The sequence below is a fragment of the Paenibacillus sp. FSL H8-0122 genome (genome assembly GCF_038005345.1).
In the GTDB taxonomy this organism is placed as follows: domain Bacteria; phylum Bacillota; class Bacilli; order Paenibacillales; family Paenibacillaceae; genus Paenibacillus_AQ.
Genome location: NZ_JBBOTB010000001.1, coordinates 1 through 21,227 on the forward strand (window position 1 = coordinate 1; position 21,227 = coordinate 21,227).

At 51.5% G+C, this 21,227-nt stretch carries 19 protein-coding genes, 14 tRNA genes and 4 rRNA genes; 33 read left to right on the forward strand and 4 right to left on the reverse strand.

Translation table 11 applies throughout. The features are described from left to right. The 5 genes from rpsI to NSS64_RS00020 all read left to right on the forward strand — a co-directional run. On the forward strand, positions 1 to 60 hold a 60-nt coding region (rpsI, locus tag NSS64_RS32695), incomplete at its 5' end, for a 30S ribosomal protein S9 (RefSeq protein WP_365697380.1). 214 nt (positions 61 to 274) lie between these two features. Further along, positions 275 to 967 (forward strand): phosphoadenylyl-sulfate reductase, encoded by a 693-nt coding sequence (locus NSS64_RS00005; protein ID WP_076081754.1) that lies wholly within the window; start codon positions 275 to 277, stop codon positions 965 to 967. Between the two features lie 131 nt (positions 968 to 1,098). Beyond that, positions 1,099 to 2,274 carry a sulfate adenylyltransferase gene (gene sat / locus NSS64_RS00010; protein WP_341138817.1) on the forward strand — a complete coding sequence of 392 codons (1,176 nt, stop codon included), beginning with the start codon at positions 1,099 to 1,101 and terminating at the stop codon, positions 2,272 to 2,274. 85 nt (positions 2,275 to 2,359) lie between these two features. Then, complete coding sequence (gene cwlD / locus NSS64_RS00015) at positions 2,360 to 3,106, forward strand: N-acetylmuramoyl-L-alanine amidase CwlD (RefSeq protein WP_340937750.1); 747 nt, start codon at positions 2,360 to 2,362, stop codon at positions 3,104 to 3,106. A 95-nt stretch (positions 3,107 to 3,201) separates the two neighbouring features. After that, positions 3,202 to 4,311, forward strand: coding sequence for an Mrp/NBP35 family ATP-binding protein (locus NSS64_RS00020; RefSeq protein WP_341142737.1), 1,110 nt, complete (start codon positions 3,202 to 3,204; stop codon positions 4,309 to 4,311). A gap of 72 nt (positions 4,312 to 4,383) precedes the next feature. On the opposite strand, the gene gerD is transcribed toward NSS64_RS00020, so the two are convergent. Next, positions 4,384 to 5,091, reverse strand: a complete 708-nt coding sequence (gerD, locus tag NSS64_RS00025) for a spore germination lipoprotein GerD (RefSeq protein ID WP_340937752.1) — start codon at positions 5,089 to 5,091, stop codon at positions 4,384 to 4,386. A 127-nt stretch (positions 5,092 to 5,218) separates the two neighbouring features. Between gerD and NSS64_RS00030 the strand changes: the two genes are divergently transcribed. Beyond that, complete coding sequence (locus tag NSS64_RS00030) at positions 5,219 to 5,809, forward strand: KinB-signaling pathway activation protein (RefSeq protein ID WP_341142738.1); 591 nt, start codon at positions 5,219 to 5,221, stop codon at positions 5,807 to 5,809. Positions 5,810 to 5,943: 134 nt separating this feature from the next. Then, entirely contained in the window at positions 5,944 to 6,765 is an 822-nt protein-coding gene (locus NSS64_RS00035) for a PPK2 family polyphosphate kinase (RefSeq protein WP_341138818.1), read from the forward strand. Between the two features lie 21 nt (positions 6,766 to 6,786). On the opposite strand, the gene pdaB is transcribed toward NSS64_RS00035, so the two are convergent. Next, positions 6,787 to 7,590 carry a polysaccharide deacetylase family sporulation protein PdaB gene (pdaB, locus tag NSS64_RS00040; RefSeq protein WP_036692446.1) on the reverse strand — a complete coding sequence of 268 codons (804 nt, stop codon included), beginning with the start codon at positions 7,588 to 7,590 and terminating at the stop codon, positions 6,787 to 6,789. A 133-nt stretch (positions 7,591 to 7,723) separates the two neighbouring features. Between pdaB and NSS64_RS00045 the strand changes: the two genes are divergently transcribed. From NSS64_RS00045 to NSS64_RS00140, 20 genes are all read left to right on the forward strand, one after another. Beyond that, positions 7,724 to 8,335 carry a stage II sporulation protein M gene (locus NSS64_RS00045; protein WP_341138819.1) on the forward strand — a complete coding sequence of 204 codons (612 nt, stop codon included), beginning with the start codon at positions 7,724 to 7,726 and terminating at the stop codon, positions 8,333 to 8,335. 236 nt (positions 8,336 to 8,571) lie between these two features. Then, positions 8,572 to 8,802 (forward strand): hypothetical protein, encoded by a 231-nt coding sequence (locus NSS64_RS00050; protein ID WP_036692450.1) that lies wholly within the window; start codon positions 8,572 to 8,574, stop codon positions 8,800 to 8,802. 390 nt (positions 8,803 to 9,192) lie between these two features. Beyond that, positions 9,193 to 10,753 (forward strand): 16S ribosomal RNA (locus NSS64_RS00055). A 124-nt stretch (positions 10,754 to 10,877) separates the two neighbouring features. Further along, positions 10,878 to 10,994, forward strand: a 5S ribosomal RNA gene (rrf, locus tag NSS64_RS00060). A 47-nt stretch (positions 10,995 to 11,041) separates the two neighbouring features. Continuing rightward, positions 11,042 to 11,118 (forward strand) — tRNA-Ile (locus NSS64_RS00065). A 29-nt stretch (positions 11,119 to 11,147) separates the two neighbouring features. Beyond that, positions 11,148 to 11,223: transfer RNA gene (locus tag NSS64_RS00070), tRNA-Ala, on the forward strand. A gap of 155 nt (positions 11,224 to 11,378) precedes the next feature. After that, positions 11,379 to 14,304, forward strand: a 23S ribosomal RNA gene (locus NSS64_RS00075). A gap of 76 nt (positions 14,305 to 14,380) precedes the next feature. Further along, positions 14,381 to 14,497: ribosomal RNA gene (rrf, locus tag NSS64_RS00080) — 5S ribosomal RNA — on the forward strand. Together the 16S, 23S and 5S rRNA genes with 14 tRNA genes alongside form the textbook arrangement of a ribosomal RNA operon. 9 nt (positions 14,498 to 14,506) lie before the next feature. Continuing rightward, positions 14,507 to 14,582: transfer RNA gene (locus tag NSS64_RS00085), tRNA-Asn, on the forward strand. Between the two features lies 1 nt (position 14,583). After that, positions 14,584 to 14,659: transfer RNA gene (locus tag NSS64_RS00090), tRNA-Thr, on the forward strand. A gap of 12 nt (positions 14,660 to 14,671) precedes the next feature. Next, positions 14,672 to 14,746: transfer RNA gene (locus NSS64_RS00095), tRNA-Glu, on the forward strand. Positions 14,747 to 14,886: 140 nt separating this feature from the next. Further along, positions 14,887 to 14,962, forward strand: a tRNA-Val gene (locus tag NSS64_RS00100). A 53-nt stretch (positions 14,963 to 15,015) separates the two neighbouring features. Beyond that, positions 15,016 to 15,089: transfer RNA gene (locus NSS64_RS00105), tRNA-Gln, on the forward strand. A 5-nt stretch (positions 15,090 to 15,094) separates the two neighbouring features. Next, positions 15,095 to 15,167, forward strand: a tRNA-Lys gene (locus NSS64_RS00110). 15 nt (positions 15,168 to 15,182) lie between these two features. After that, positions 15,183 to 15,266, forward strand: a tRNA-Leu gene (locus NSS64_RS00115). Between the two features lie 7 nt (positions 15,267 to 15,273). Then, a tRNA-Gly gene (locus NSS64_RS00120) sits at positions 15,274 to 15,348 on the forward strand. A gap of 8 nt (positions 15,349 to 15,356) precedes the next feature. Further along, positions 15,357 to 15,433, forward strand: a tRNA-Arg gene (locus NSS64_RS00125). A gap of 153 nt (positions 15,434 to 15,586) precedes the next feature. After that, positions 15,587 to 15,660 (forward strand) — tRNA-Pro (locus NSS64_RS00130). 17 nt (positions 15,661 to 15,677) lie between these two features. Then, positions 15,678 to 15,751 (forward strand) — tRNA-Gly (locus tag NSS64_RS00135). Positions 15,752 to 15,768: 17 nt separating this feature from the next. After that, a tRNA-Pro gene (locus NSS64_RS00140) sits at positions 15,769 to 15,842 on the forward strand. 80 nt (positions 15,843 to 15,922) lie between these two features. On the opposite strand, the gene NSS64_RS00145 is transcribed toward NSS64_RS00140, so the two are convergent. Together NSS64_RS00145 and NSS64_RS00150 are read right to left on the reverse strand one after the other, a co-directional pair. Continuing rightward, positions 15,923 to 16,336: an ImmA/IrrE family metallo-endopeptidase gene (locus NSS64_RS00145; protein ID WP_340937755.1), complete on the reverse strand. Its 414-nt coding sequence runs from the start codon at positions 16,334 to 16,336 to the stop codon at positions 15,923 to 15,925. Positions 16,337 to 16,381: 45 nt separating this feature from the next. Then, the gene (locus NSS64_RS00150) at positions 16,382 to 16,822 is read right to left on the reverse strand and encodes a helix-turn-helix domain-containing protein (RefSeq protein ID WP_340937756.1); all 441 of its coding nucleotides are present in this window, start codon (positions 16,820 to 16,822) and stop codon (positions 16,382 to 16,384) included. 301 nt (positions 16,823 to 17,123) lie between these two features. On the opposite strand from NSS64_RS00150, the gene NSS64_RS00155 reads away from it, so the two are divergent. The 6 genes from NSS64_RS00155 to NSS64_RS00180 all read left to right on the forward strand — a co-directional run bounded on the left by NSS64_RS00155 (position 17,124) and on the right by NSS64_RS00180 (position 21,117). Then, positions 17,124 to 17,612: an ArpU family phage packaging/lysis transcriptional regulator gene (locus NSS64_RS00155; RefSeq protein WP_445667824.1), complete on the forward strand. Its 489-nt coding sequence runs from the start codon at positions 17,124 to 17,126 to the stop codon at positions 17,610 to 17,612. A gap of 468 nt (positions 17,613 to 18,080) precedes the next feature. Next, the gene (locus NSS64_RS00160) at positions 18,081 to 18,503 is read left to right on the forward strand and encodes a phage tail terminator family protein (RefSeq protein WP_341138820.1); all 423 of its coding nucleotides are present in this window, start codon (positions 18,081 to 18,083) and stop codon (positions 18,501 to 18,503) included. Beyond that, positions 18,500 to 18,706, forward strand: coding sequence for a hypothetical protein (locus NSS64_RS00165; RefSeq protein ID WP_341138821.1), 207 nt, complete (start codon positions 18,500 to 18,502; stop codon positions 18,704 to 18,706). The genes NSS64_RS00160 and NSS64_RS00165 overlap by 4 nt, the downstream gene beginning before the upstream one ends. Further along, on the forward strand, positions 18,706 to 20,028 hold the full coding sequence (locus tag NSS64_RS00170; RefSeq protein ID WP_341138822.1) for a phage tail sheath family protein: 1,323 nt from the start codon (positions 18,706 to 18,708) through the stop codon (positions 20,026 to 20,028). The genes NSS64_RS00165 and NSS64_RS00170 overlap by 1 nt, the downstream gene beginning before the upstream one ends. A gap of 1 nt (position 20,029) precedes the next feature. Beyond that, a complete protein-coding gene (locus tag NSS64_RS00175; protein ID WP_341138823.1) occupies positions 20,030 to 20,500 on the forward strand; it encodes a phage tail tube protein in 471 nt (156 codons plus the stop codon). A gap of 194 nt (positions 20,501 to 20,694) precedes the next feature. After that, entirely contained in the window at positions 20,695 to 21,117 is a 423-nt protein-coding gene (locus NSS64_RS00180) for a phage tail assembly chaperone (protein WP_036696211.1), read from the forward strand. Positions 21,118 to 21,227: the final 110 nt, after the last annotated feature.

Sequence of the window (21,227 nt, forward strand, 5' to 3'; positions counted from 1 at the left end):
GAACGTAAGAAATACGGCCTCAAAGCTGCTCGTCGCGCTCCACAGTTCTCGAAACGTTAAGAATCCCTTGTTATCAAGGAATGGAAGCTCCTGGCCTTTATGGCTGGGGCTTTTTTGTTTTTCTCCAGAATACTAATGTTCACAATACTTTATTCCAAATTGAACAAAACCCATTGACTTCGCCGGATAAACGGATATACTATATCTTATAGAATTAGTCGGGATTAACCTCGTAGGTTTCGATCTTGACGATATCCGGATGGAGGAAACTAAGATGAACCTGCTCGAGAAAGAGGATTTAATCAAAGTGAAAGCGGAAGAGCTGGAGCATGCAGCTCCGGAGGAGATCATCCGCTGGGCGGTGGAGACCTTTCCGAATATAACCTTTGCCTGCAGCTTCGGGGCGGAGGATGTAGTGCTGGTGGATATGATCCAGAAGGTGAGTCCTTCGACAGATGTGTTCTATTTAGATACGGATTATCATTTCAAGGAAACCTATGAGACTAGAGATATTATGGCTGATAAGTACGGGATGGAATTCGTCCGGGTGTCTCCGCAGATTACGGTAGAGGAGCAGGCCTTGCAATATGGCGAGGCCCTATGGAATACTGACCCTAACCAGTGCTGCGCAATCCGTAAGGTAGAACCGTTGACCCGTATTCTCTCGCAATACGACGCATGGATTACCGGGATTCGCCGGGACCAAGCACCTACCCGGGCCAATGCGAAGAAGATAGAATATGATAATAAGTTCGGGCTGGTCAAGTTCAATCCGATTGCCAACTGGACTACGGAGGATGTGTGGAATTATATCCGCGAGAATGATGTAATCTACAATCCGCTGCATGACCGCAATTTCCCGAGTATCGGCTGTGAGCAATGCACCCGGGCTGTAATGCCTGGTGAAGATCCGCGTGCCGGCAGATGGTCCGGTTCGGACAAGACAGAGTGCGGACTGCATAAATAAACACAAATAAGATACGCCTAAATAAGTATCGCTCAGATATAATCACTTAATCATTAATTTACCCGCACGCACTAAGCTACCAGCACTCTATACCGCACTACACAGGCACTACACAGGAGGAGAGAACAGGGATGACTTCAATACTTCCTCACGGAGGAACACTGATCCGGCGCATCGCAGACGGAGCAGAGAGAGAAGAACTGCTGAAGCAAGCTTCAGGCCATCAATCGATTGCCCTCAATACATGGACCTTGTCTGACTTGGATCTAATTGGTGTAGGCGCCTTCTCGCCGCTCACCGGATTCCTGAACGAAGAGGATTATCACTCGGTAGTAAGCAATATGCGCCTGGCTAACGGAACCGTATGGAGTATACCGGTTACGCTGGCTGTCGGTGACGAGCTTGCAGCAACTCTTAAGACAGGCGACAGGGTTTCTCTAATCGGTGAAGACGACGGTGTTGTCTACGGTCTGCTGGATATCGAGAGTATCTACACAGTAGATCAGCAGGTGGAGGCGCACAATGTGTTCAAAACAACCGATCCCGCGCATCCCGGAGTCAGTAAGCTGCTGTCCCGGCCGGCAACCTATGTAGGCGGACCTATAACGGTGCTGAACCGCCCGCAGCCGGAGAAGTTCGCTGAATTCTATTTTGACCCCGCCGAGACCCGCCGGATATTCGCCGATAAGGGCTGGAGAACGGTTGTAGGCTTCCAGACGCGTAACCCGGTACATCGTGCCCATGAGTATATCCAGAAATGCGCTATGGAGGTTGTGGACGCTCTGTTCCTCAACCCCCTGGTTGGTGAGACCAAGTCGGATGATGTTCCGGCCAATGTGCGGATGAAGAGTTATCTGGCTTTACTGGAGAATTATTATCCGGAGAACCGTACCTTCCTTGGCGTCTTCCCGGCAGCGATGCGTTATGCGGGCCCCCGTGAAGCCATTTTCCATGCCATGGTGCGCAAGAATTACGGCTGTACCCATTTTATTGTGGGTCGTGATCACGCCGGTGTGGGGGATTACTATGGTACGTATGAAGCTCAAGAGATCTTTGCGAACTTCACCGCCGAGGAGCTGGGCATCACACCTCTGTTCTTCGAGCACAGCTTCTTCTGCGTGAAATGCGGCAATATGGCTTCCAGCAAAACCTGTCCGCATCCGTCTGACCAGCACTTGACGCTCTCCGGTACGAAAGTACGGGCACTGCTGCGTGACGGACAGTGTCCGCCTCCTGAATTCACACGCCCTGAGGTGGCGCAGATCCTGATTGAAGGCATGTCACCGGAAGCCGCTGTGAAGTCCTAATCGAATAGGGAGCATAGCCAGTACTATTTGGCCCTCTTGTCCCATATAGATGAGTAGAATCTATCGGGACGAGGGGGTCTTTGTTATGTCTGGAGGGCAGAAGCATAAAGTCTCGGTCTGGATCTCTTGGCGCGGCATCAAAAAAGGTATCCTGGGCGCTGTGCTGCTCACTATAATGATCGGAATCATCGCCTATGACATGCCGACTGCCAAGACGGTCAATTATTGGAGCCTGCCGCTCTCCGGCAAGGTGATTGCCATTGATGCAGGTCACGGGGGGGCGGACGGGGGAGCGGTGAGCCGCTCAGGCTTGATTGAGAAGGATATCAATCTCTCCGTGTCGCTGTACTTGCGCGATTATCTGCAGCAGGCTGGGGCGATTGTGGTGATGACCCGTGAAGGGGATTATGATCTGGCCCAGGGCAGCACCAAGGGGTACGCAAGACGCAAGACGGAGGATCTCAAGCAGCGGGTGCGGAGCATTGAAGAGAAGGGCGCCGATCTGTTTGTCAGCGTACATATGAACAGTATTCCCTCCAACCGCTGGAGCGGGGCGCAGACCTTCTATTATCCAAGCAGCGAGAGGAATAAGGCCTTGGCCGGGCTGGTTCAAGATGAGCTGAGAGCTACACTTGAGAATACGGACCGCGTGGCGAAGACAGCGAATACCATTTATTTGTTAAAAATGTTAAAGATGCCGTCCGTGCTCGTTGAGGTAGGCTTCCTGTCACATCCTCAGGAGTCCTTGCTCCTTGGGGATGATCTGTACCAGCGGAAGGTGGCAACCAGCATCTACCGGGGCATCCTGCGGTACAGCTCCGAGCAGCGATAGCGGCAAAGGGTGGGACTACTCTTCCCTCCGGGGGTAATGCTATAATGGGTACAAATACCGGGGCTTACCGCCGGATAGGAACAGAGGTGCTTTCCATGCAGACCAGGGAACAAATTCAGGAACTTTTACAGCCGCTTACAGACCCGGAATCCGGAAAAAGCCTGATCGAACTACAGTTAATCCGCGATATCATGATCAAGGAAGACCGTATTTCGTTATCCATCGTATGTCTGGATTCGGATGAGAAGAAGCGGATGGAGCTGGAGCAGCAGGTACGCGACCTGCTTACGGAGGGCGGGGCAGAACAGATTCATATCCGCCTGCGTGATGCCACCGATTATGAACGGGCTATGCTCCGCGGAGAGGGCAGCGGGGACGAGCCGGATTCAGATGAAGGGGAGAAGCTCAAAGGACACGCAGCAGGCCTTGAGGGGCATGAGCTGATCAACGAGAACTCAGGGGTGAACTTCATCGCGATCGCCAGCGGCAAGGGCGGGGTCGGAAAATCAACGGTAACCGTGAATCTGGCTGTGGCACTGGCCCGCAAGGGCAAGAGAGTCGGCTTGATTGATGCGGACATTTACGGCTTCAGTATCCCGGACATGATGGGTATTGAAGAAGGGCCGATCGTGGAAGAAGGTACGATTATTCCGGTAGAACGCTTCGGCGTCAAGGTCATGTCGATGGGCTTCTTCATCCGGGAGAATAGTCCGGTAATCTGGAGAGGACCGATGCTTGGCAAAATGCTGCGCCAGTTCTTCGCCGATGTCGGCTGGGGGGAACTGGATTACCTGCTGCTGGATCTGCCTCCAGGTACGGGCGATGTGGCTCTTGATGTCCACCAGATGCTGCCGCACAGCAAGGAGATCATTGTCACTACCCCTCATGCTACGGCTGCCTTTGTGGCGGCGAGAGCGGGCTCTATGGCTCTGCAGACCGAGCATGAGATTCTTGGCGTCATTGAGAATATGGCGTACTACGAATGCTCCTCCTGCGGCAAAAAGGATTACATCTTCGGCAGAGGGGGCGGAGCCCGTCTGGCAGAAACGCTGCATACAGAGCTGCTGGCCCAGGTGCCGCTGGGTGCCCCGGACAACCATATTTCCGAGCCGGACTTCTCACCGTCAGTATATAAGGCGGATACGGCTACCGGAGTATTGTTCGCAGACATTGCAGACAAGCTGATTGCCAAGTACGAGCAATAATCACCCCTTGACCTTGCACACACATAAACAAATAAGGCCATGTCCCATCCACGGGGCAAGGCCTTATTTTAATTAAGAACCCGAACCGGAATCGTCTCCGCCTTCCTGCTTCTGGCTGTCACCGCCCTGCTTGTCCTCTCCGCCGCTGCCTTCGCCTTTACCACCATCCTTTTTCTCAACCTTAGGCTGCAGTTCATCCTGGACCACGGATTTGAGAAGCGTAAGTACTTCCATACGGAATAGCGGGTTCTGCATAGCCTCCTGCATAATCGTCATGGACTGCTTGCGGTAATCCGGAGTCTTCGTAAGATCGAGGAACATTTTCGTCATTTCCGGCGACTTCATAATTTCGCCAACCGACTTCTGATAAGTGGGGTCCTTGATCAATTGAAGATGAAGTTCCTTGCTCTCTTTATTAATCGCTTTGGCAAAATCCCCGGCAAATTGCGGGTCGGTCATGATTTTTTCGATTTCCTTCTGATACTCGGGTGCAGTGAGGGTATCCTTAACCGCGATCCGAATCTGTTCCGTCGTTTGCATAGGCATCATTTTCATGCTTAAGCCGCTGACGGCGCTGCCCTCTTCTGAGCTTGGAGTCGACAAGGCTTCCTCTACAGCCTTTTTCCCTTCATCACTTTTCAATATATCGACAACCATCGTCTTCATTTCCTTATATCCGCCTTGTCCCGAAGAAGAACTGCTCTGTTCGCCCCCGCAGGCCGTCAAGGTGATTATCAAGCCAAGTGCCAAGCCTCCAGACCAGATAGCCCTCCATTTCATTGGCGCTGCCCTCCTTTATAGAATTACTGACTGTAGTATGCCGCGCCAGGGCACATTTATGTTGAAGCGGAATGGTTTTTTGACGGTAACCTTGGTAAAATAAATCTGACACGGGGAGGTGGAAGCGCTGAGCTTGAGAAAATGGTTTTATTTGTTCTGGACCACACTTTTGATCGGTGCAGGCGGGGCTGTCATTGCCGGACTTGCTCTGCAGATAGTGAATGGCGGTATAGAGTTTAAAGGCACTGCCGATCTTCTCCTGTACTCCCTGATTCTTTTGGGCTACGGAGTGCTTGTAAGCGTATACGCCCAGCTCGGATTTTTTGCATATCTGATTCTCAACTATACGGGCATCGGGGTGTTCCCGCGCAAGGCGTGGCGTTACATACAGCTGGTGCTGGCCGTGCTGGCGTTGTTTGAGCTGATGTTCCTGCGCACCTTTGTCAGCGGAGACCAGAGCGCCCGGACGGATTTGACGCTAGGCGTGGCTATTCTGTTCACTGCACTTATTGTATCTTGGCTCAAAATGCGCAGCACGAACGTATCGGCCTGGGTCCCGACCTTTTTCTTCATGACAGCAATCACTATAGTGGAGATTATCGGTGTGCTGCGGATCGGCGTGGACAGCGCCACAATCTTTATTCTTGTACCACTTATCGCATGTAATGCCTTCCAGATTCTGATGCTGCACCGTGTATTGAAGCCGGCCACAATCTGACCATAGCAATCATGCTCATAACCCCGCCCCTCTGTATACAACCAGGGAGGCGGGGTTTTGGCATTGCCTGTGGGGAGCGGTTAGAATGAAGATGAAGAGGTTAATCTTAAAGAACAGAGTGGAGGAGGGAATATATGAACATCAAGCGCTATATGATAAAAGACACAAGTGAAACACGCCTGAAGGACCTCGATCCTGATGAACGGGGAGACTTCAAATCCAAAGAAGAAGCCGAAGCTAAAATGGAGAAGCTGAAGGAACGGCTGGTTAAGCTGCAGGATATCCTTTTTGCACAAAAAAAGCATTCGCTGCTGGTCATCCTGCAAGGAATGGATTCAAGCGGTAAGGACGGAACCGTCAAACATATATTCTCCGGCATTAATCCGCAGGGGTTCATCGTAACCAGCTTCAAGAAGCCTTCACTGGAGGAAGAAGCGCACGATTTCCTGTGGAGAGTTCATATGAAGACCCCGCCCAAAGGCTATATCTCCGCATTCAACCGTTCGCATTATGAGGATGTACTGGTGCCCCGCGTGCATGGCAGTCTTAGCAAGGAGGATGCCAAGCGGCGGTTCCGCTACATCCGCCAGTTCGAGGAGATGCTGGCGGAAGAGGGAACGACGGTCATTAAGCTCTTTCTGCATATCTCCAAGGAGAAGCAGCTGGAGAAGATTAAGGAGCGGCTTGAAGATCCGGCGAAGCACTGGAAATTCGATGCCAGTGATCTGCAGGAACGCGAATACTGGGACGATTATCAAAAGGCGTATGAGGATGTTTTCCAGGAAAGCAGTATAGATAAGGCTCCGTGGTACTGGATTCCGGCGAATCACCGCTGGTACCGCAACTATCTGGCCCTCAAGATTGTAGTCAAAACCCTGGAAGGGCTTGACCTGAGCTACCCGAAGCTGAATACGCCAACGCCGGATATCTCTGAGCTCATCTCACCGCGCCACTAATGCCATACACAGGTAAGGGAGTTACATTCCTGCAGCGTCTTCCAGGCCATTATCCAGCAAGGCGGAATCGCGGACTTCCTTGCCGTTTGCACTGCTTTGGCTGATTAGTTCCGAGACGGTTACGAACTCATACCCCTGGCTGCGCAGCTTATCAATAATCTGAGGCAGGGCTTCATGCGTTTGTTTGCAGGAGTCGCTGGCATGCAGCAGCACAATATCTCCGGGATGGGCTTTGCTCGTTACACGGTTAACGATGTTGTCCACACCGATGTTCTTCCAGTCCAGTGAGTCCGTGTCCCATTGAATGACTTTATAGCCCAGATCGGTCGCCACCTGCAGGACTCTTTTGTCAAAATCACCATTAGGCATTCTGATCAGGTTGGGCTGAGATCCGGTTAGCTCCGTCAATACTGTATGGGCCGTACTGATCTGCGTGCGGATTTCATCATTGCTTAGCGTACTGTAGTTCACATGCTTGTGACCGTGGCTGCCAATCTCGAACCCGGCGTCTTTGATGCTTGTTACGATTTCAGGATGGGTTTTGCTCCAAGGTGAGGACAGGAAGAATGTCGCTTTATCCACCTTCTTGTCTTCCAGCACCTTCAGAATCGGCTCAGGCCGTTTCTCTCCCCAACTGATATCGAAGGTCAAGGCGATCAGCTTCTTTTCCGTCGGCACACTGTAAATGGCAGAAGGGGCAGCTTCAGAGAATACGGTGATATTGCCCCTCTCCACATAGACAACGCCGGCGGTAAGAAGCGCAGCAGCAAAAATGTACAGGAACCGTTTGATCTTTTTGCCGCTAAATACATAAAAAGAATTCATAATGTCAGCGCTCCTCTCCCATGCGAAATGCTTGTTTGTTCTAAATGTATGCTCGTACAGGGCGCTTATGACCTCAGATATGAATCAATCCATACGAATTGCAATTCGGCAGAATCCAAATCAGGAGGTACGCATGTTATCTTTTAATACATTTATCAAGGATCTAAGGACGATTCGCACCGCGCTCCTAATGGCCACAATCCTGTTCATAGCGGGGGGAATCTTGGGCTGGCTCGGCACAGATAGTCTTCAGCAGCTGCTGAATGAGCAATTGAAGGGGATCAGTAAGATTAGCGGGAACCTTAGAGAGTCGTCCAATCCGCAGTGGAGCTTTTTTGTATTCATTTTTCTGAACAATAGTATCAAAAGCGTAGTCATCATTTATCTGGGCGCCTTATTCGGCCTCTTGCCGGCGTTCTTCCTGCTCATCAACGGTGCGGTTATCGGCTATCTGATTCATTTGTCCGCGATACAGGGACAGGATCTGTTCACGCTGATTGTAAAAGGACTGCTGCCGCATGGCATCATTGAGATTCCGGCCATCATCATTGCCTGTGCCTTTGGGCTGAAGTTCGGCAGTAAGGTGCTCTCTGCACTCTTTGGAGCGATGAAGCGGAGCGGGGAAGAGCCAGTGAACTGGCAGGGCTTTATGCGGCAGACCTTCACCGCTTCAGTCTGGATTGTGATTCTGTTATTTGTTGCAGCAATCATCGAGAGCACAATTACATTTTGGCTTTTATCATAAAATTCCGGGGAATTGTGCATAACAGTAAAGCCGGAACATTTGGATCTCCTGCCAGGTTGAATAAAGAGAGTCCCAAAATGGAATTTTCTTATGATATTGGTTATAGGTTCAATACTCCGGTTAATTTAGTGTAAGCACTTCAATAGAGCTTCCCACATCAAATGGCTTTTTGATTGAGATGAAACGGCGTTTGATGATTTTGGATAACTATGAATTTCATGAAGGAGGCCAAGCATATGTTGGGGATGTTATTCAATGAGAAGGAATGCAAGGAGCTGGACTATGTTTTGCGTAAAGAGCTGGATGAGATGCTGCTGGATATGAGTGACCAACGTTTAGATCAGAACATTAGGCATGCGATTGCCAATCGATATAAAACAGTTTTCCGTATGTATGCACGATTTGCTCCACAGAAAGAGCTGTCTAAGTATGCGTGGGGTGGACGTTCTTCTCAGTTCAAGCACTAGTTTCGAAGCGGGCTGATAACCGGAATAAATAAAATGAATGGAATAGCTTGACGAAAAGGGAGCCGACATGATACATTATATCTCGCGCTCCTTTTGAATGTTTAAAGAGAAGACGCAGGCAGGAAATAATGAAAAATAACTTTTTCAAAAAAAAGCTTGCCAAACAACGAAACACTATGATATATTATGAAGGTCGCCGCTGAGATGCGGTGAAGAGCTAAAATGAGACATTGATCTTTGAAAACTGAACAACGAGTGAGTGGGAAATCACTTCGGTGAGATCCAAACAGTGATGAGTTTCACAGCGTCTTGTACGCTTTAGAAATTCATCGTGAGAATGTAAATTCTCGTCAGATGTTTCAAAATGAGCAATCGCTCTTTCTAAATACCAATTTGGAGAGTTTGATCCTGGCTCAGGACGAACGCTGGCGGCGTGCCTAATACATGCAAGTCGAGCGGAGTCTGAAAGGAAGCTTGCTTCCTTTCAGACTTAGCGGCGGACGGGTGAGTAACACGTAGGCAACCTGCCCTCAAGCCTGGGATAACTACCGGAAACGGTAGCTAATACCGGATAATTTCTTTCTTCTCCTGAGGAGAGAATGAAAGGCGGAGCAATCTGCTGCTTGGGGATGGGCCTGCGGCGCATTAGCTAGTTGGTGGGGTAACGGCCCACCAAGGCGACGATGCGTAGCCGACCTGAGAGGGTGAACGGCCACACTGGGACTGAGACACGGCCCAGACTCCTACGGGAGGCAGCAGTAGGGAATCTTCCGCAATGGGCGCAAGCCTGACGGAGCAACGCCGCGTGAGTGATGAAGGTTTTCGGATCGTAAAGCTCTGTTGCCAGGGAAGAACGTCCGGTAGAGTAACTGCTACCGGAGTGACGGTACCTGAGAAGAAAGCCCCGGCTAACTACGTGCCAGCAGCCGCGGTAATACGTAGGGGGCAAGCGTTGTCCGGAATTATTGGGCGTAAAGCGCGCGCAGGCGGTTATTTAAGTCTGGTGTTTAAACCTTGGGCTCAACCTGAGGTCGCACTGGAAACTGGGTGACTTGAGTACAGAAGAGGAAAGTGGAATTCCACGTGTAGCGGTGAAATGCGTAGATATGTGGAGGAACACCAGTGGCGAAGGCGACTTTCTGGGCTGTAACTGACGCTGAGGCGCGAAAGCGTGGGGAGCAAACAGGATTAGATACCCTGGTAGTCCACGCCGTAAACGATGAGTGCTAGGTGTTAGGGGTTTCGATACCCTTGGTGCCGAAGTTAACACAGTAAGCACTCCGCCTGGGGAGTACGGTCGCAAGACTGAAACTCAAAGGAATTGACGGGGACCCGCACAAGCAGTGGAGTATGTGGTTTAATTCGAAGCAACGCGAAGAACCTTACCAGGTCTTGACATCCAACTAACGAAGCAGAGATGCATCAGGTGCCCTTCGGGGAAAGTTGAGACAGGTGGTGCATGGTTGTCGTCAGCTCGTGTCGTGAGATGTTGGGTTAAGTCCCGCAACGAGCGCAACCCTTGACTTTAGTTGCCAGCAGGTAAAGCTGGGCACTCTAGAGTGACTGCCGGTGACAAACCGGAGGAAGGTGGGGATGACGTCAAATCATCATGCCCCTTATGACCTGGGCTACACACGTACTACAATGGCCGGTACAACGGGAAGCGAAGCCGCGAGGTGGAGCCAATCCCAGCAAAGCCGGTCTCAGTTCGGATTGCAGGCTGCAACTCGCCTGCATGAAGTCGGAATTGCTAGTAATCGCGGATCAGCATGCCGCGGTGAATACGTTCCCGGGTCTTGTACACACCGCCCGTCACACCACGAGAGTTTACAACACCCGAAGTCGGTGGGGTAACCCGCAAGGGAGCCAGCCGCCGAAGGTGGGGTAGATGATTGGGGTGAAGTCGTAACAAGGTAGCCGTATCGGAAGGTGCGGCTGGATCACCTCCTTTCTATGGAGAATCGTCTTCTGCAACGAAGACATTCAAATCGGAAGCTTCGCTTCCACAATAGAACCTTCGGGTTCGGACACTCACTCGTGTTCAGTTTTGAAAGAGCAAGTCTCTTTCGTATGCGTTTGGTGGCGATAGCGGAGGGGTTCCACACGTACCCATCCCGAACACGACCGTTAAGCCCTCCAGCGCCGATGGTACTTGGACCGAAGGGTCCTGGGAGAGTAGGACGCCGCCAAGCGAACAATCAATTCATTGATTGCTTCACTACTGTAAGTTTTGTTATATGGGCTTTTAGCTCAGTTGGTTAGAGCGCACCTCTGATAAGGGTGAGGTCGGTGGTTCGAGTCCACCAAGGCCCACCATATAACACTTACAAACTGAATACTTATCTGGGGCCATAGCTCAGCTGGGAGAGCGCCTGCCTTGCAAGCAGGAGGTCAGCGGTTCGATCCCGCTTGGCTCCACCAATCATTCTTTACAACAGTATATGCAAAAACTTGATCCTTGAAAACTGGATACCGAAACGAATTTGCGTTTTAGAACATCTTTTAGCTGAAACTTGTGTAAGCAAGTTGAAATAGTTATTAGTTGCTACCGTGATTTTCCTTAGGGAAAACACATTGGTTAAGCTACTAAGAGCACACGGAGGATGCCTAGGCGCCAGGAGCCGACGAAGGACGTGGCGAACAACGAAACTGCCTCGGGGAGCTGTAAGCAAGCTTTGATCCGGGGGTGTCCGAATGGGGAAACCCAGCTGTGGTAATTCGCAGTTACTCGTATCTGAATACATAGGATACGCAGAGGCAGACCAGGGGAACTGAAACATCTAAGTACCCTGAGGAAGAGAAAACAATAGTGATTCCGTCAGTAGCGGCGAGCGAACGCGGAACAGCCTAAACCAAGGGGCTTGCCTCTTGGGGTTGTGGGACGTCTCACATGGAGTTACAAAGGAATAGAGTAGGCGAAGAGGTCTGGAAAGGCCCGCGATAGAGGTAAAAGCCCTGTAGCCCAAACTGTGTTCTCTCCGAGACGGATCCCGAGTAGTGCGGGGCACGTGAAACCCCGTATGAATCCAGCAGGACCATCTGCTAAGGCTAAATACTACCTGGCGACCGATAGTGAAACAGTACCGTGAGGGAAAGGTGAAAAGCACCCCGGAAGGGGAGTGAAATAGAACCTGAAACCGTGTGCTTACAAAAAGTCAGAGCCCTTTTTATGGGTGATGGCGTGCCTTTTGTAGAATGAACCGGCGAGTTACGTTTAACATGCAAGGTTAAGGTGAGAAGCCGGAGCCGCAGCGAAAGCGAGTCTGAATAGGGCGATTAAGTATGTGGACGTAGACCCGAAACCGTGTGATCTACCCCTGTCCAGGGTGAAGGTGCGGTAACACGCACTGGAGGCCCGAACCCACGCATGTTGAAAAATGCGGGGATGAGGTGGGGGTAGCGGAGAAATTCCAATCGAACTCGGAGATAGCTGGTTCTCCCCGAAATAGCTTTAGGGCTAGCCTCGGTGAATGGAGTGGTGGAGGTAGAGCACTGATTGGGTGCGGGGCCCGCAAGGGTTACCAAGCTCAGTCAAACTCCGAATGCCATTTACTTCTTGCCGGGAGTCAGACAGTGAGTGCTAAGATCCATTGTCAAAAGGGAAACAGCCCAGACCATCAGCTAAGGTCCCCAAGTGTGTGTTAAGTGGGAAAGGATGTGGAGTTGCACAGACAACCAGGATGTTGGCTTAGAAGCAGCCACCATTGAAAGAGTGCGTAATAGCTCACTGGTCGAGTGACTCTGCGCCGAAAATGTAACGGGGCTAAACACACCACCGAAGCTATGGCTAGATACTTTGTATCTGGGGTAGGGGAGCGTTGTGTAGGGGTTGAAGGTGTACCGTAAGGAGCGCTGGACACTACACAAGTGAGAATGCCGGTATGAGTAACGAAAAGATCAGTGAGAATCTGATCCGCCGAAAGCCCAAGGTTTCCTGAGGAAGGCTCGTCCGCTCAGGGTAAGTCGGGACCTAAGGCGAGGCCGACAGGCGTAGTCGAAGGACAACAGTTTGAAATTACTGTACCACCGTAATCCGCTATGAGCGATGGGGTGACGCAGGAGGGTAGTGACGCGGACTGATGGATGTCCGTCTAAGCAGTGAGGCTGGTGTGTAGGCAAATCCGCACATCGTAAGGCTGGGCTGTGATGGGGAGCGAAAATTATAGTAGCGAAGGTCATGATCTCACACTGCCAAGAAAAGCCTCTAGTCAGGAGAAGGTGCCCGTACCGCAAACCGACACAGGTAGGCGAGAAGAGAATTCTAAGGCGCGCGGAAGAACTCTCGTTAAGGAACTCGGCAAAATGACCCCGTAACTTCGGGAGAAGGGGTGCCTCGGTAGGGTGAATAGCCCGAGGGGGCCGCAGTGAAAAGGCCCAAGCGACTGTTTAGCAAAAACACAGGTCTGTGCGAAGCCGTAAGGCGAAGTATACGGGCTGACGCCTGCCCGGTGCTGGAAGGTTAAGGGGAGCGGTTAGGGGTAACCCGAAGCTGTGAACCGAAGCCCCAGTAAACGGCGGCCGTAACTATAACGGTCCTAAGGTAGCGAAATTCCTTGTCAGGTAAATTCTGACCCGCACGAATGGCGTAACGACTTGGGCGCTGTCTCAACGAGAGATCCGGTGAAATTTTAATACCTGTGAAGATGCAGGTTACCCGCGACAAGACGGAAAGACCCCATGGAGCTTTACTGCAGCTTGATATTGAATTTGGGTACGATCTGTACAGGATAGGTGGGAGCCGGTGAGGCAGGAGCGCAAGCTTCTGCGGAGGCGCCGTTGGGATACCACCCTGATCGTATCTAGGTTCTAACCTAGTGCCCTGAGCGGGTACGGGGACCGTGTCAGGCGGGCAGTTTGACTGGGGCGGTCGCCTCCTAAAGAGTAACGGAGGCGTTCAAAGGTTCCCTCAGAATGGTTGGAAATCATTCGCAGAGTGCAAAGGCATAAGGGAGCTTGACTGCGAGACCTACAAGTCGAGCAGGGACGAAAGTCGGACTTAGTGATCCGGTGGTACCGCATGGAAGGGCCATCGCTCAACGGATAAAAGCTACCCTGGGGATAACAGGCTTATCTCCCCCAAGAGTCCACATCGACGGGGAGGTTTGGCACCTCGATGTCGGCTCATCGCATCCTGGGGCTGAAGTAGGTCCCAAGGGTTGGGCTGTTCGCCCATTAAAGCGGTACGCGAGCTGGGTTCAGAACGTCGTGAGACAGTTCGGTCCCTATCTGTCGTGGGCGCAGGAAATTTGAGAGGAGCTGTCCTTAGTACGAGAGGACCGGGATGGACGTACCGCTGGTGCATCAGTTGTTCCGCCAGGAGCATGGCTGAGTAGCTACGTACGGACGGGATAAGCGCTGAAAGCATCTAAGCGTGAAGCCCCCCTCAAGATGAGATTTCCCAATTAGTAAGACCCCTTGAAGACGACGAGGTAGATAGGTTGGAGGTGGAAGTGCAGCAATGCATGGAGCTGACCAATACTAATCGGTCGAGGGCTTATCCAAATTTCTAACACGCAGATTCGTTTCGGATTCAGTTTTCAGGAATCAATTCCTGAAGCATTTACGCTGTAAATGCCCGTTTGGTGGCGATAGCGGAGGGGTTCCACACGTACCCATCCCGAACACGACCGTTAAGCCCTCCAGCGCCGATGGTACTTGGACCGAAGGGTCCTGGGAGAGTAGGACGTTGCCAAGCGGACAATATTCCCTGATAGCTCAGTTGGTAGAGCACTCGACTGTTAATCGAGTTGTCACAGGTTCGAGTCCTGTTCGGGGAGCCATGCTCTCATAGCTCAGCAGGTAGAGTGCTTCCATGGTAAGGAAGAGGTCACCGGTTCGAATCCGGTTGAGAGCTCCACAAATTTTTTAAGGCCCGTTGGTCAAGGGGTTAAGACACCTCCCTTTCACGGAGGTAACATGGGTTCGAATCCCATACGGGTCACCATTTTTTATGGGATGAGAATTCCCTGGGTTCGTTGAAGCATAGGCATCGTAAGGAATACTTCGCAATCTCGTAACGGAGTGAAGAGTATCCCATACGGGTCACCATTTTTAATCAGTACCCTTATTAGTCACCATACATATGGAGGCTTAGCTCAGCTGGGAGAGCATCTGCCTTACAAGCAGAGGGTCGGGGGTTCGAACCCCTCAGCCTCCACCATAATGTTCTTGATATTTGAGGGAGATTGTGGGCATTATATAGGTATCTATTGTAGGGGATTCGCCAAGTGGTAAGGCAACGGACTCTGACTCCGTCATCATAGGTTCGAATCCTATATCCCCTGCCAAATATGAGCCATTAGCTCAGTTGGTAGAGCACCTGACTTTTAATCAGGGTGTCGAAGGTTCGAGTCCTTCATGGCTCACTTTTATTGATTCATGCGCGTGTGGCGGAATGGCAGACGCACCAGACTTAGGATCTGGCGTCGTAAGACGTGGGGGTTCAAGTCCCTTCACGCGCACCACTTATTTGCGGACGTGGCTCAGCGGTAGAGCATCGCCTTGCCAAGGCGAGGGTCGCGGGTTCGATTCCCGTCGTCCGCTCCAAATTTTTTGCGCCCTTAGCTCAGCTGGATAGAGCGTTTGACTACGAATCAAAAGGTCGGGAGTTCGAATCTCTCAGGGCGCGCCATATTTGCTTCATTGAATTATCTAAGTGTCCCCAGATTCGAACGAGTTCGTTGGAGCATATGCTTCGATAGGATTACTTCGCAATCGGATGCGTAGCATCCGTATCTCTCAGGGCGCGCCATTTATACTTCATTGATTCAACTCTTTGTATTAACGGGATGTAGCTCAGCTTGGTAGAGCACCTGGTTTGGGACCAGGGGGTCGCATGTTCAAATCGTGTCATCCCGATATTTCATTTCACCTGTGCGGGTGTAGTTCAATGGTAGAACTTCAGCCTTCCAAGCTGATAGCGTGGGTTCGATTCCCATCACCCGCTCCATAATAATCTAATAGTTTCGGGATGTAGCTCAGCTTGGTAGAGCACCTGGTTTGGGACCAGGGGGTCGCATGTTCAAATCGTGTCATCCCGATCGAACAGCTTATGGCTGGCCAATGAACTCTTACTGCGGTAAGAGTTTTTTGTTGCGTCATTAAAGGAACATACGTTCCTTTAATCGTCTAAAAAAAAGACAACCTCAGCCGGGATGCCAATCCTTGCATAATAGCTCTGTAGGGACTCATCCTGCTCAATGGCAGTGCCGACCGATAGCAGCTTGACCGCGAACAGGTTAGCCTGCCGCTCTAGCTTGCCTGGCGAGAAATAGGAATTCTCCTCCAGAAAAAAACGGTTGACCCCTTTGTGCAGACGGTCATGCGCGAGTTCATGGGCGCATACGAATCGTTGCCACTCCAGCGGCAGCTGGTTATGAATGACGATGAACCTTCTTCTTAGCTTGCGGTAGTAGAGGCCCTTGGTGCCGTCACCCAGATGCATGAACCGGATGTGAATCCCCAGTGCTTCAGCCAGCTCGAAGGGGCTGCTGCTATTGTATTTTTTGACCAAACGCTTGATTAGTTCATCCATATTCTTCACCCGCAGCATGTTAATAGTAGTTGGATTGCCTGGTATTTACTCTTTACCTGGAGGGTGCTTGGGCTTGGTCCGCTTGTTCATCTGCTTAGCCTCCCAGAACAGGCCGGTTAGTACGTCCTTGATTCGCTGCTTATCCTCCTTGTTCAGGGGAATTCCGTCAAACATCAGCTCACCGTCATCCTCCAGCATTTGGCGGAAGTCCCGCTTATCCTTGCTGGTGGCCCAGGCAGGCACAGTGCCCTCTGTACTGCTCTCAGTCTCGGTTAAATAACCGGCATGGCCCATCAGCTCCTCGTAAGACACATCGGTCGCTTCAGCAATCTTACGCAGGGTAGCCGGCTTGGGGACACCCCGTAATCCATTCTCGATTCGTGAGATTTGGGCTCCACTGATACCGGCAAGCGCTGCCAGCTGATTAATGGTCAATCCCTTTCCTTCCCGAAGCTGTCTCAGATAGTATCCGAATTCCTCTGCCATCGATAACCACTCCTTATCCCTAATCACCTAAAAAGCTGTTGTACTTACTATAAGCTATTTATGCCAATAGGTAAACAATAAAGAGTCTATTATTGCCAAAAGGTAAGAATGGGCATGCATTTAGCTTGTTTATGCTGCAAAACGGGCGAAAATGAGGTTTTACTGAATTGGTAGATAAGTGGTATATTATGAAAAAAGGCGAACACTATACGAACAAGTAGAATTTTAACACATTTGACCGGAAAGGTCCGCAACAAAGTTCTTAAATCTGTATAACATCTAAGGAGTGGTATAAATGATGATGATTCTATCTTCGCTGCCCGAGCTTGACCGCCGCCGGACTCAGGTCACTATAGAGAATATGCTGGAGAAGTACCGGATTTTCAAATCTGTAACGTTTGAGGCTAAAGAGGCCGGGATTACGTACTCCTATACGGAACGGTTCCATGGCGCAACCCATACGGTTACTGATCAGACAGCAGCAATTGCCACGCATAATGTAGATGTGCCTGCTGCAAGACGGGCATACTGTGATGTAATTGATTCAGTCGTAGAGCGGCTTACCCAGAGGGAACAGCAACTGGTGCGGGAGAGATACATGCGCAGGGAGGAGAGCTACGACTACACTATCTATAATCATGTGTTCGATCCCCCGGTGAGCAAGGATACTTATGTGAAAATAAGATCGAAGGCGTTCTACAAGATGGCGCTGGCGCTCGCCGATCTGCAGCTGCTGTCTCTGGCTGCGCTCACGAAGACCCCGGCTGGAGGGAACCTGCCGAAGGGGTAGAAATGTTTTGGACACAAAATGCAGACTCCATATGTAATCAGATGGCCGTATTGCCCGCCGGGGTGATACGGTCTTTTTGCATGAGCTTATATGTTCTGGCGGCCTCGCCGTATATTGAACCCTTCCATTGAAGCAGGACGTGCAGGAGAGACGGGGCTAAGAGCGGGGAACGCCGTGAAACATCCCTTTTTCCACCGGAAGTTATCGTTAACTCCTCTGTAAAAGCGCCTGCGCAAGGTCTCAGGGGGTCTATGATTATAACATGGCAAATGAAGCAGAAGGACACCGCAGGAGCATGAATGCTCCACCTCATCGAAGCCTACAAGAGGCTGGCAGACAAGCGCGGTGAAAGCTCCTTCGGTCATTGCCGGATACAAGACGGGTCCTATTCTTCCTGAATCGAATCCGTGGGTGACTTCAAGAAAGGCAGGAGGGATTACCACATCTATTCATGAGAGGAATGAAATCATGACGGTACAACAACTACGGGGAGTTATCACGGCTGCGCTGGTGCAGTTTTTCCCGGATATTCCTGTCTATGCGGAAGGGGATAAGCCGCAGTCAGCCTACTTCAGGCTGGAGCTGCTCTCGGCAACCTACGACAGACAGCGTGAAGGCAGATACATGGCGGTCTACCGCTTCGGTATCCGCTATGAGCAAGGCAGTCTGCTGGATGCAGAGGCTATAGCTGACGGGCTCTGTGAGGCGCTGGATGCAAGAGAAAGTGTAAACCCCGCTTATCGGGTGGTGCGCCAGTCCTGGGTGGCCGGAGCAGAGGAACGGGGAGCGCTGTTCACCGTGGACTATATGCTCTATCTCCAGAAGCAGAAGCAGCCGGAGGGTGAGACGGAGCTGATGGGACACTTCACAGAAGGGGCGCGGCTGAAATGAGTTCTAAGGAAATGAAGGTAAGTGAACGGGAACGCGGCAGCGGGGGACCGGATGCTTTTGGAAAGAAGCAGATGATGAAGTCCGCTCTATTTGCGCCGCGGGAAAAGGATGTACTGGAGGTAGTTCTGCAAGAGGACGGGAGCTACACCTTGGAAGAGGCTAAGCATTTAATGGAGCTGTATCTAAATAAGGAGGTTATCTAATGGCTGGAGGAACATGGACAACACAAAACAAGGTACGTCCGGGGGTATACGTAAATGTAGCCTCGAACGGCATTGTGGCAGGTAAAATGGGGGAACGCGGTACGGCTGCTTTGGCGCTTGCACTGCCTTGGGGACCAGCGGGCGTCATTGTAAAGCTTACGGCTCAGGACGATTTCCAGCAAAAGCTGGGCTACGATCTGACGGCTGCAGAGCTGCTGCCGGTGAGAGAGGTGCTGAAGCGGGCGGGCACACTGCTGCTCTACCGCCTGAATCAGGGTGTGAAGGCTGCTGTGACCAATAACGGAGTTCAGGCGACTGCGCTGTATGGCGGGGAACGCGGGAATGCGCTTAAGGTAGTGATTGAGAAAAATATCGATGACACTACCCAGTTCGATGTCCGCACGCTGCTGGACGGGGCCGAAGTGGACAAGCAGACGGTAAGCGCTGCTTCCAGCCTGACTGCGAATGCATATGTAGAATTTAAGCCAAGTGAATCCGGTTCACTAACGGTGACGGCCGGGCTGCCGCTCTCGGGCGGTGCAAATGGAACGGTCACGAATGCGGAGCATAGTGCGTTCTTGTCGGCGCTGGAGGTTCAGGATTTCCAGACTGTGGGTCTCGTGTCACAGGATAACACGCTGAAGTCCCTGTATAGCGCCTATGTGAAGCGTCTGCGTAATACGGAAGGCAAGAAGGTGCAGGCAGTCTTGTCCGATTACGCTACGGCTGACCATGAAGGCATTATCAGTGTGGCGAACGGTGTAATTCTGAGCGATGGGACGGTAGTGGATAAAGCTTATGCCGTGGCTTGGGTTGCCGGTGCTACTGCCGCTGCTGCGGTGAATGAATCCCTGACTTATCAGGCCTATGACGATGCTGTAGATGCAGATGTGCGTTTCAGCCATTCCGAGACCGTAGAAGCACTTACAGACGGAGAACTGCTATTCACCTATAGCGGAGGCCGGGCAGTAGTGGAGCAGGACATTAACACGTTCACCTCCTTCTCCACAGACAAAGGCAAGGCCTTCTCCAAGAACCGCGTGCTGCGTGTGTTGGATGGGATCGCTGGTGATTTGAAGCGGATTTTTGAGAGCTACTTCATTGGGAAATTGCCGAATAACGAGGACGGGCGTGCGCTGTTCTGGTCGCAGTGCGTCACTTATATGAATGATCTGCAGAACCTTGGGGCGATTGAGAACTTCAATGCGCAGAGCGACATTGTAGTGACTCCTGGAGCGGACAGTGACAGCGTAGTGCTGGAGGTAGCAGTGAAGCCGGTAGATTCGGTAGAAAAAGTATATATGAAAGTGAAGGTGGTCTAAGATGACATTCTTGAGAGCCAGCGATACGCTGTCCGGCCAGGAGGGCCGGGCCTATGCCACGATTAACGGACAGACGGAAGAGATGTTCTATGTCAAAACCCTGGAAGCCACTGTAGAGAAGCAGAAGGCGGAAGTGAAGACGCTTGGACGCCGCGGAGTGCAGCATAAGGCGACCGGCTGGTCGGGCAGCGGTACGATGACGATTTTCTATATGACGAGCCGTTTCCGCCAGATGATGCTGGAGTACATGAAGACCGGGATTGACCAATACTTCAGCATTATCGTAACCAATGAAGATCCGTCCTCAACCGTGGGCGCCCAGCGCATCATGCTGAAGGATGTCAACCTGGACAGTGTCATTATGGCTTCGCTGGATACGGAGTCCGATGCGCTGGAGGAAGAGGTTGCTTTTACCTTCGAGGATGTGGAATTGGTGCAGCCCTTCGCGGCCCCGGTTAATGGCGGTCAATAAAGCGTAGTCACGCCATCCTTAGAACAGAGCTGGGGAGGGCCGGGCGTAGTTAGTAACTGATTGTTGATTGAACAGGTTTTGAGGTCCCCGCAAAGTATCTGGATCATCTCGTAAGCCAAAGCCGCGCTATGCGGCGGTATGCTGCGGCGGGCCTCTCCGCTGCTCTAACACAATAAGAATCCGGGAGGAACGACATGAGTGAATTAAGTTTGTTTTTTGCGCAAAATGCGGCTTGTGATACGACAGAGGAATTTGCGGTCTCGCTGCGGTTCAAGGACAAGGAAGGTAACCCTGCCGTCTGGAAGCTGCGCAGTATGAATGAGGAAGAGAACCAGGAATGCCGTAAGGCGGCTACCCGCAAGGTCAAAGGAAAGAATGGCACCTACACTACGGACATTGATCCCAATGAATATATGGCGAAGCTGATGACGGCAAGCATCGTGCACCCGGACCTCAAGAACACGGAGCTTCAGCGTTCCTACGGGGTGATGGGCGCGGAATCGCTGCTGCGCAAAATGCTGCTGCCCGGAGAATTCGCTGCGCTTGGGGAACGGGTACAGGCCCTGAACGGCTTCGCCACCGATATGAACGAGCTGGTGGATGACGTAAAAAACTAATCAACGAGGGCGATGGTGAGGCCAATCTGGCCTATTACGCCCTCCATGAGCTGCATATTCTCCCGCATGAGCTGATGAAGCTTTCTGTCCGCGAACGCGCGGCGATCTAT

What these genes read in the sequence shown, in the direction of transcription:
- pdaB (WP_036692446.1), bottom strand. Translation starts at nt 7,590, where the DNA reads ATGAATTCTTTTTATGTATTTAGCGGCAAAAAGATCAAACGGTTCCTG.
- gerD (WP_340937752.1), bottom strand. Translation starts at nt 5,091, where the DNA reads ATGAAATGGAGGGCTATCTGGTCTGGAGGCTTGGCACTTGGCTTGATA.
- NSS64_RS00005 (WP_076081754.1), top strand. Translation starts at nt 275, where the DNA reads ATGAACCTGCTCGAGAAAGAGGATTTAATCAAAGTGAAAGCGGAAGAG.
- NSS64_RS00045 (WP_341138819.1), top strand. Translation starts at nt 7,724, where the DNA reads ATGTTATCTTTTAATACATTTATCAAGGATCTAAGGACGATTCGCACC.
- NSS64_RS00170 (WP_341138822.1), top strand. Translation starts at nt 18,706, where the DNA reads ATGGCTGGAGGAACATGGACAACACAAAACAAGGTACGTCCGGGGGTA.
- NSS64_RS00160 (WP_341138820.1), top strand. Translation starts at nt 18,081, where the DNA reads ATGACGGTACAACAACTACGGGGAGTTATCACGGCTGCGCTGGTGCAG.
- NSS64_RS00020 (WP_341142737.1), top strand. Translation starts at nt 3,202, where the DNA reads ATGCAGACCAGGGAACAAATTCAGGAACTTTTACAGCCGCTTACAGAC.
- NSS64_RS00180 (WP_036696211.1), top strand. Translation starts at nt 20,695, where the DNA reads ATGAGTGAATTAAGTTTGTTTTTTGCGCAAAATGCGGCTTGTGATACG.
- NSS64_RS00145 (WP_340937755.1), bottom strand. Translation starts at nt 16,336, where the DNA reads ATGGATGAACTAATCAAGCGTTTGGTCAAAAAATACAATAGCAGCAGC.
- NSS64_RS00155 (WP_445667824.1), top strand. Translation starts at nt 17,124, where the DNA reads ATGATTCTATCTTCGCTGCCCGAGCTTGACCGCCGCCGGACTCAGGTC.
- sat (WP_341138817.1), top strand. Translation starts at nt 1,099, where the DNA reads ATGACTTCAATACTTCCTCACGGAGGAACACTGATCCGGCGCATCGCA.
- cwlD (WP_340937750.1), top strand. Translation starts at nt 2,360, where the DNA reads ATGTCTGGAGGGCAGAAGCATAAAGTCTCGGTCTGGATCTCTTGGCGC.
- NSS64_RS00165 (WP_341138821.1), top strand. Translation starts at nt 18,500, where the DNA reads ATGAGTTCTAAGGAAATGAAGGTAAGTGAACGGGAACGCGGCAGCGGG.
- NSS64_RS00050 (WP_036692450.1), top strand. Translation starts at nt 8,572, where the DNA reads ATGTTGGGGATGTTATTCAATGAGAAGGAATGCAAGGAGCTGGACTAT.
- NSS64_RS00035 (WP_341138818.1), top strand. Translation starts at nt 5,944, where the DNA reads ATGAACATCAAGCGCTATATGATAAAAGACACAAGTGAAACACGCCTG.
- NSS64_RS00150 (WP_340937756.1), bottom strand. Translation starts at nt 16,822, where the DNA reads ATGGCAGAGGAATTCGGATACTATCTGAGACAGCTTCGGGAAGGAAAG.
- NSS64_RS00175 (WP_341138823.1), top strand. Translation starts at nt 20,030, where the DNA reads ATGACATTCTTGAGAGCCAGCGATACGCTGTCCGGCCAGGAGGGCCGG.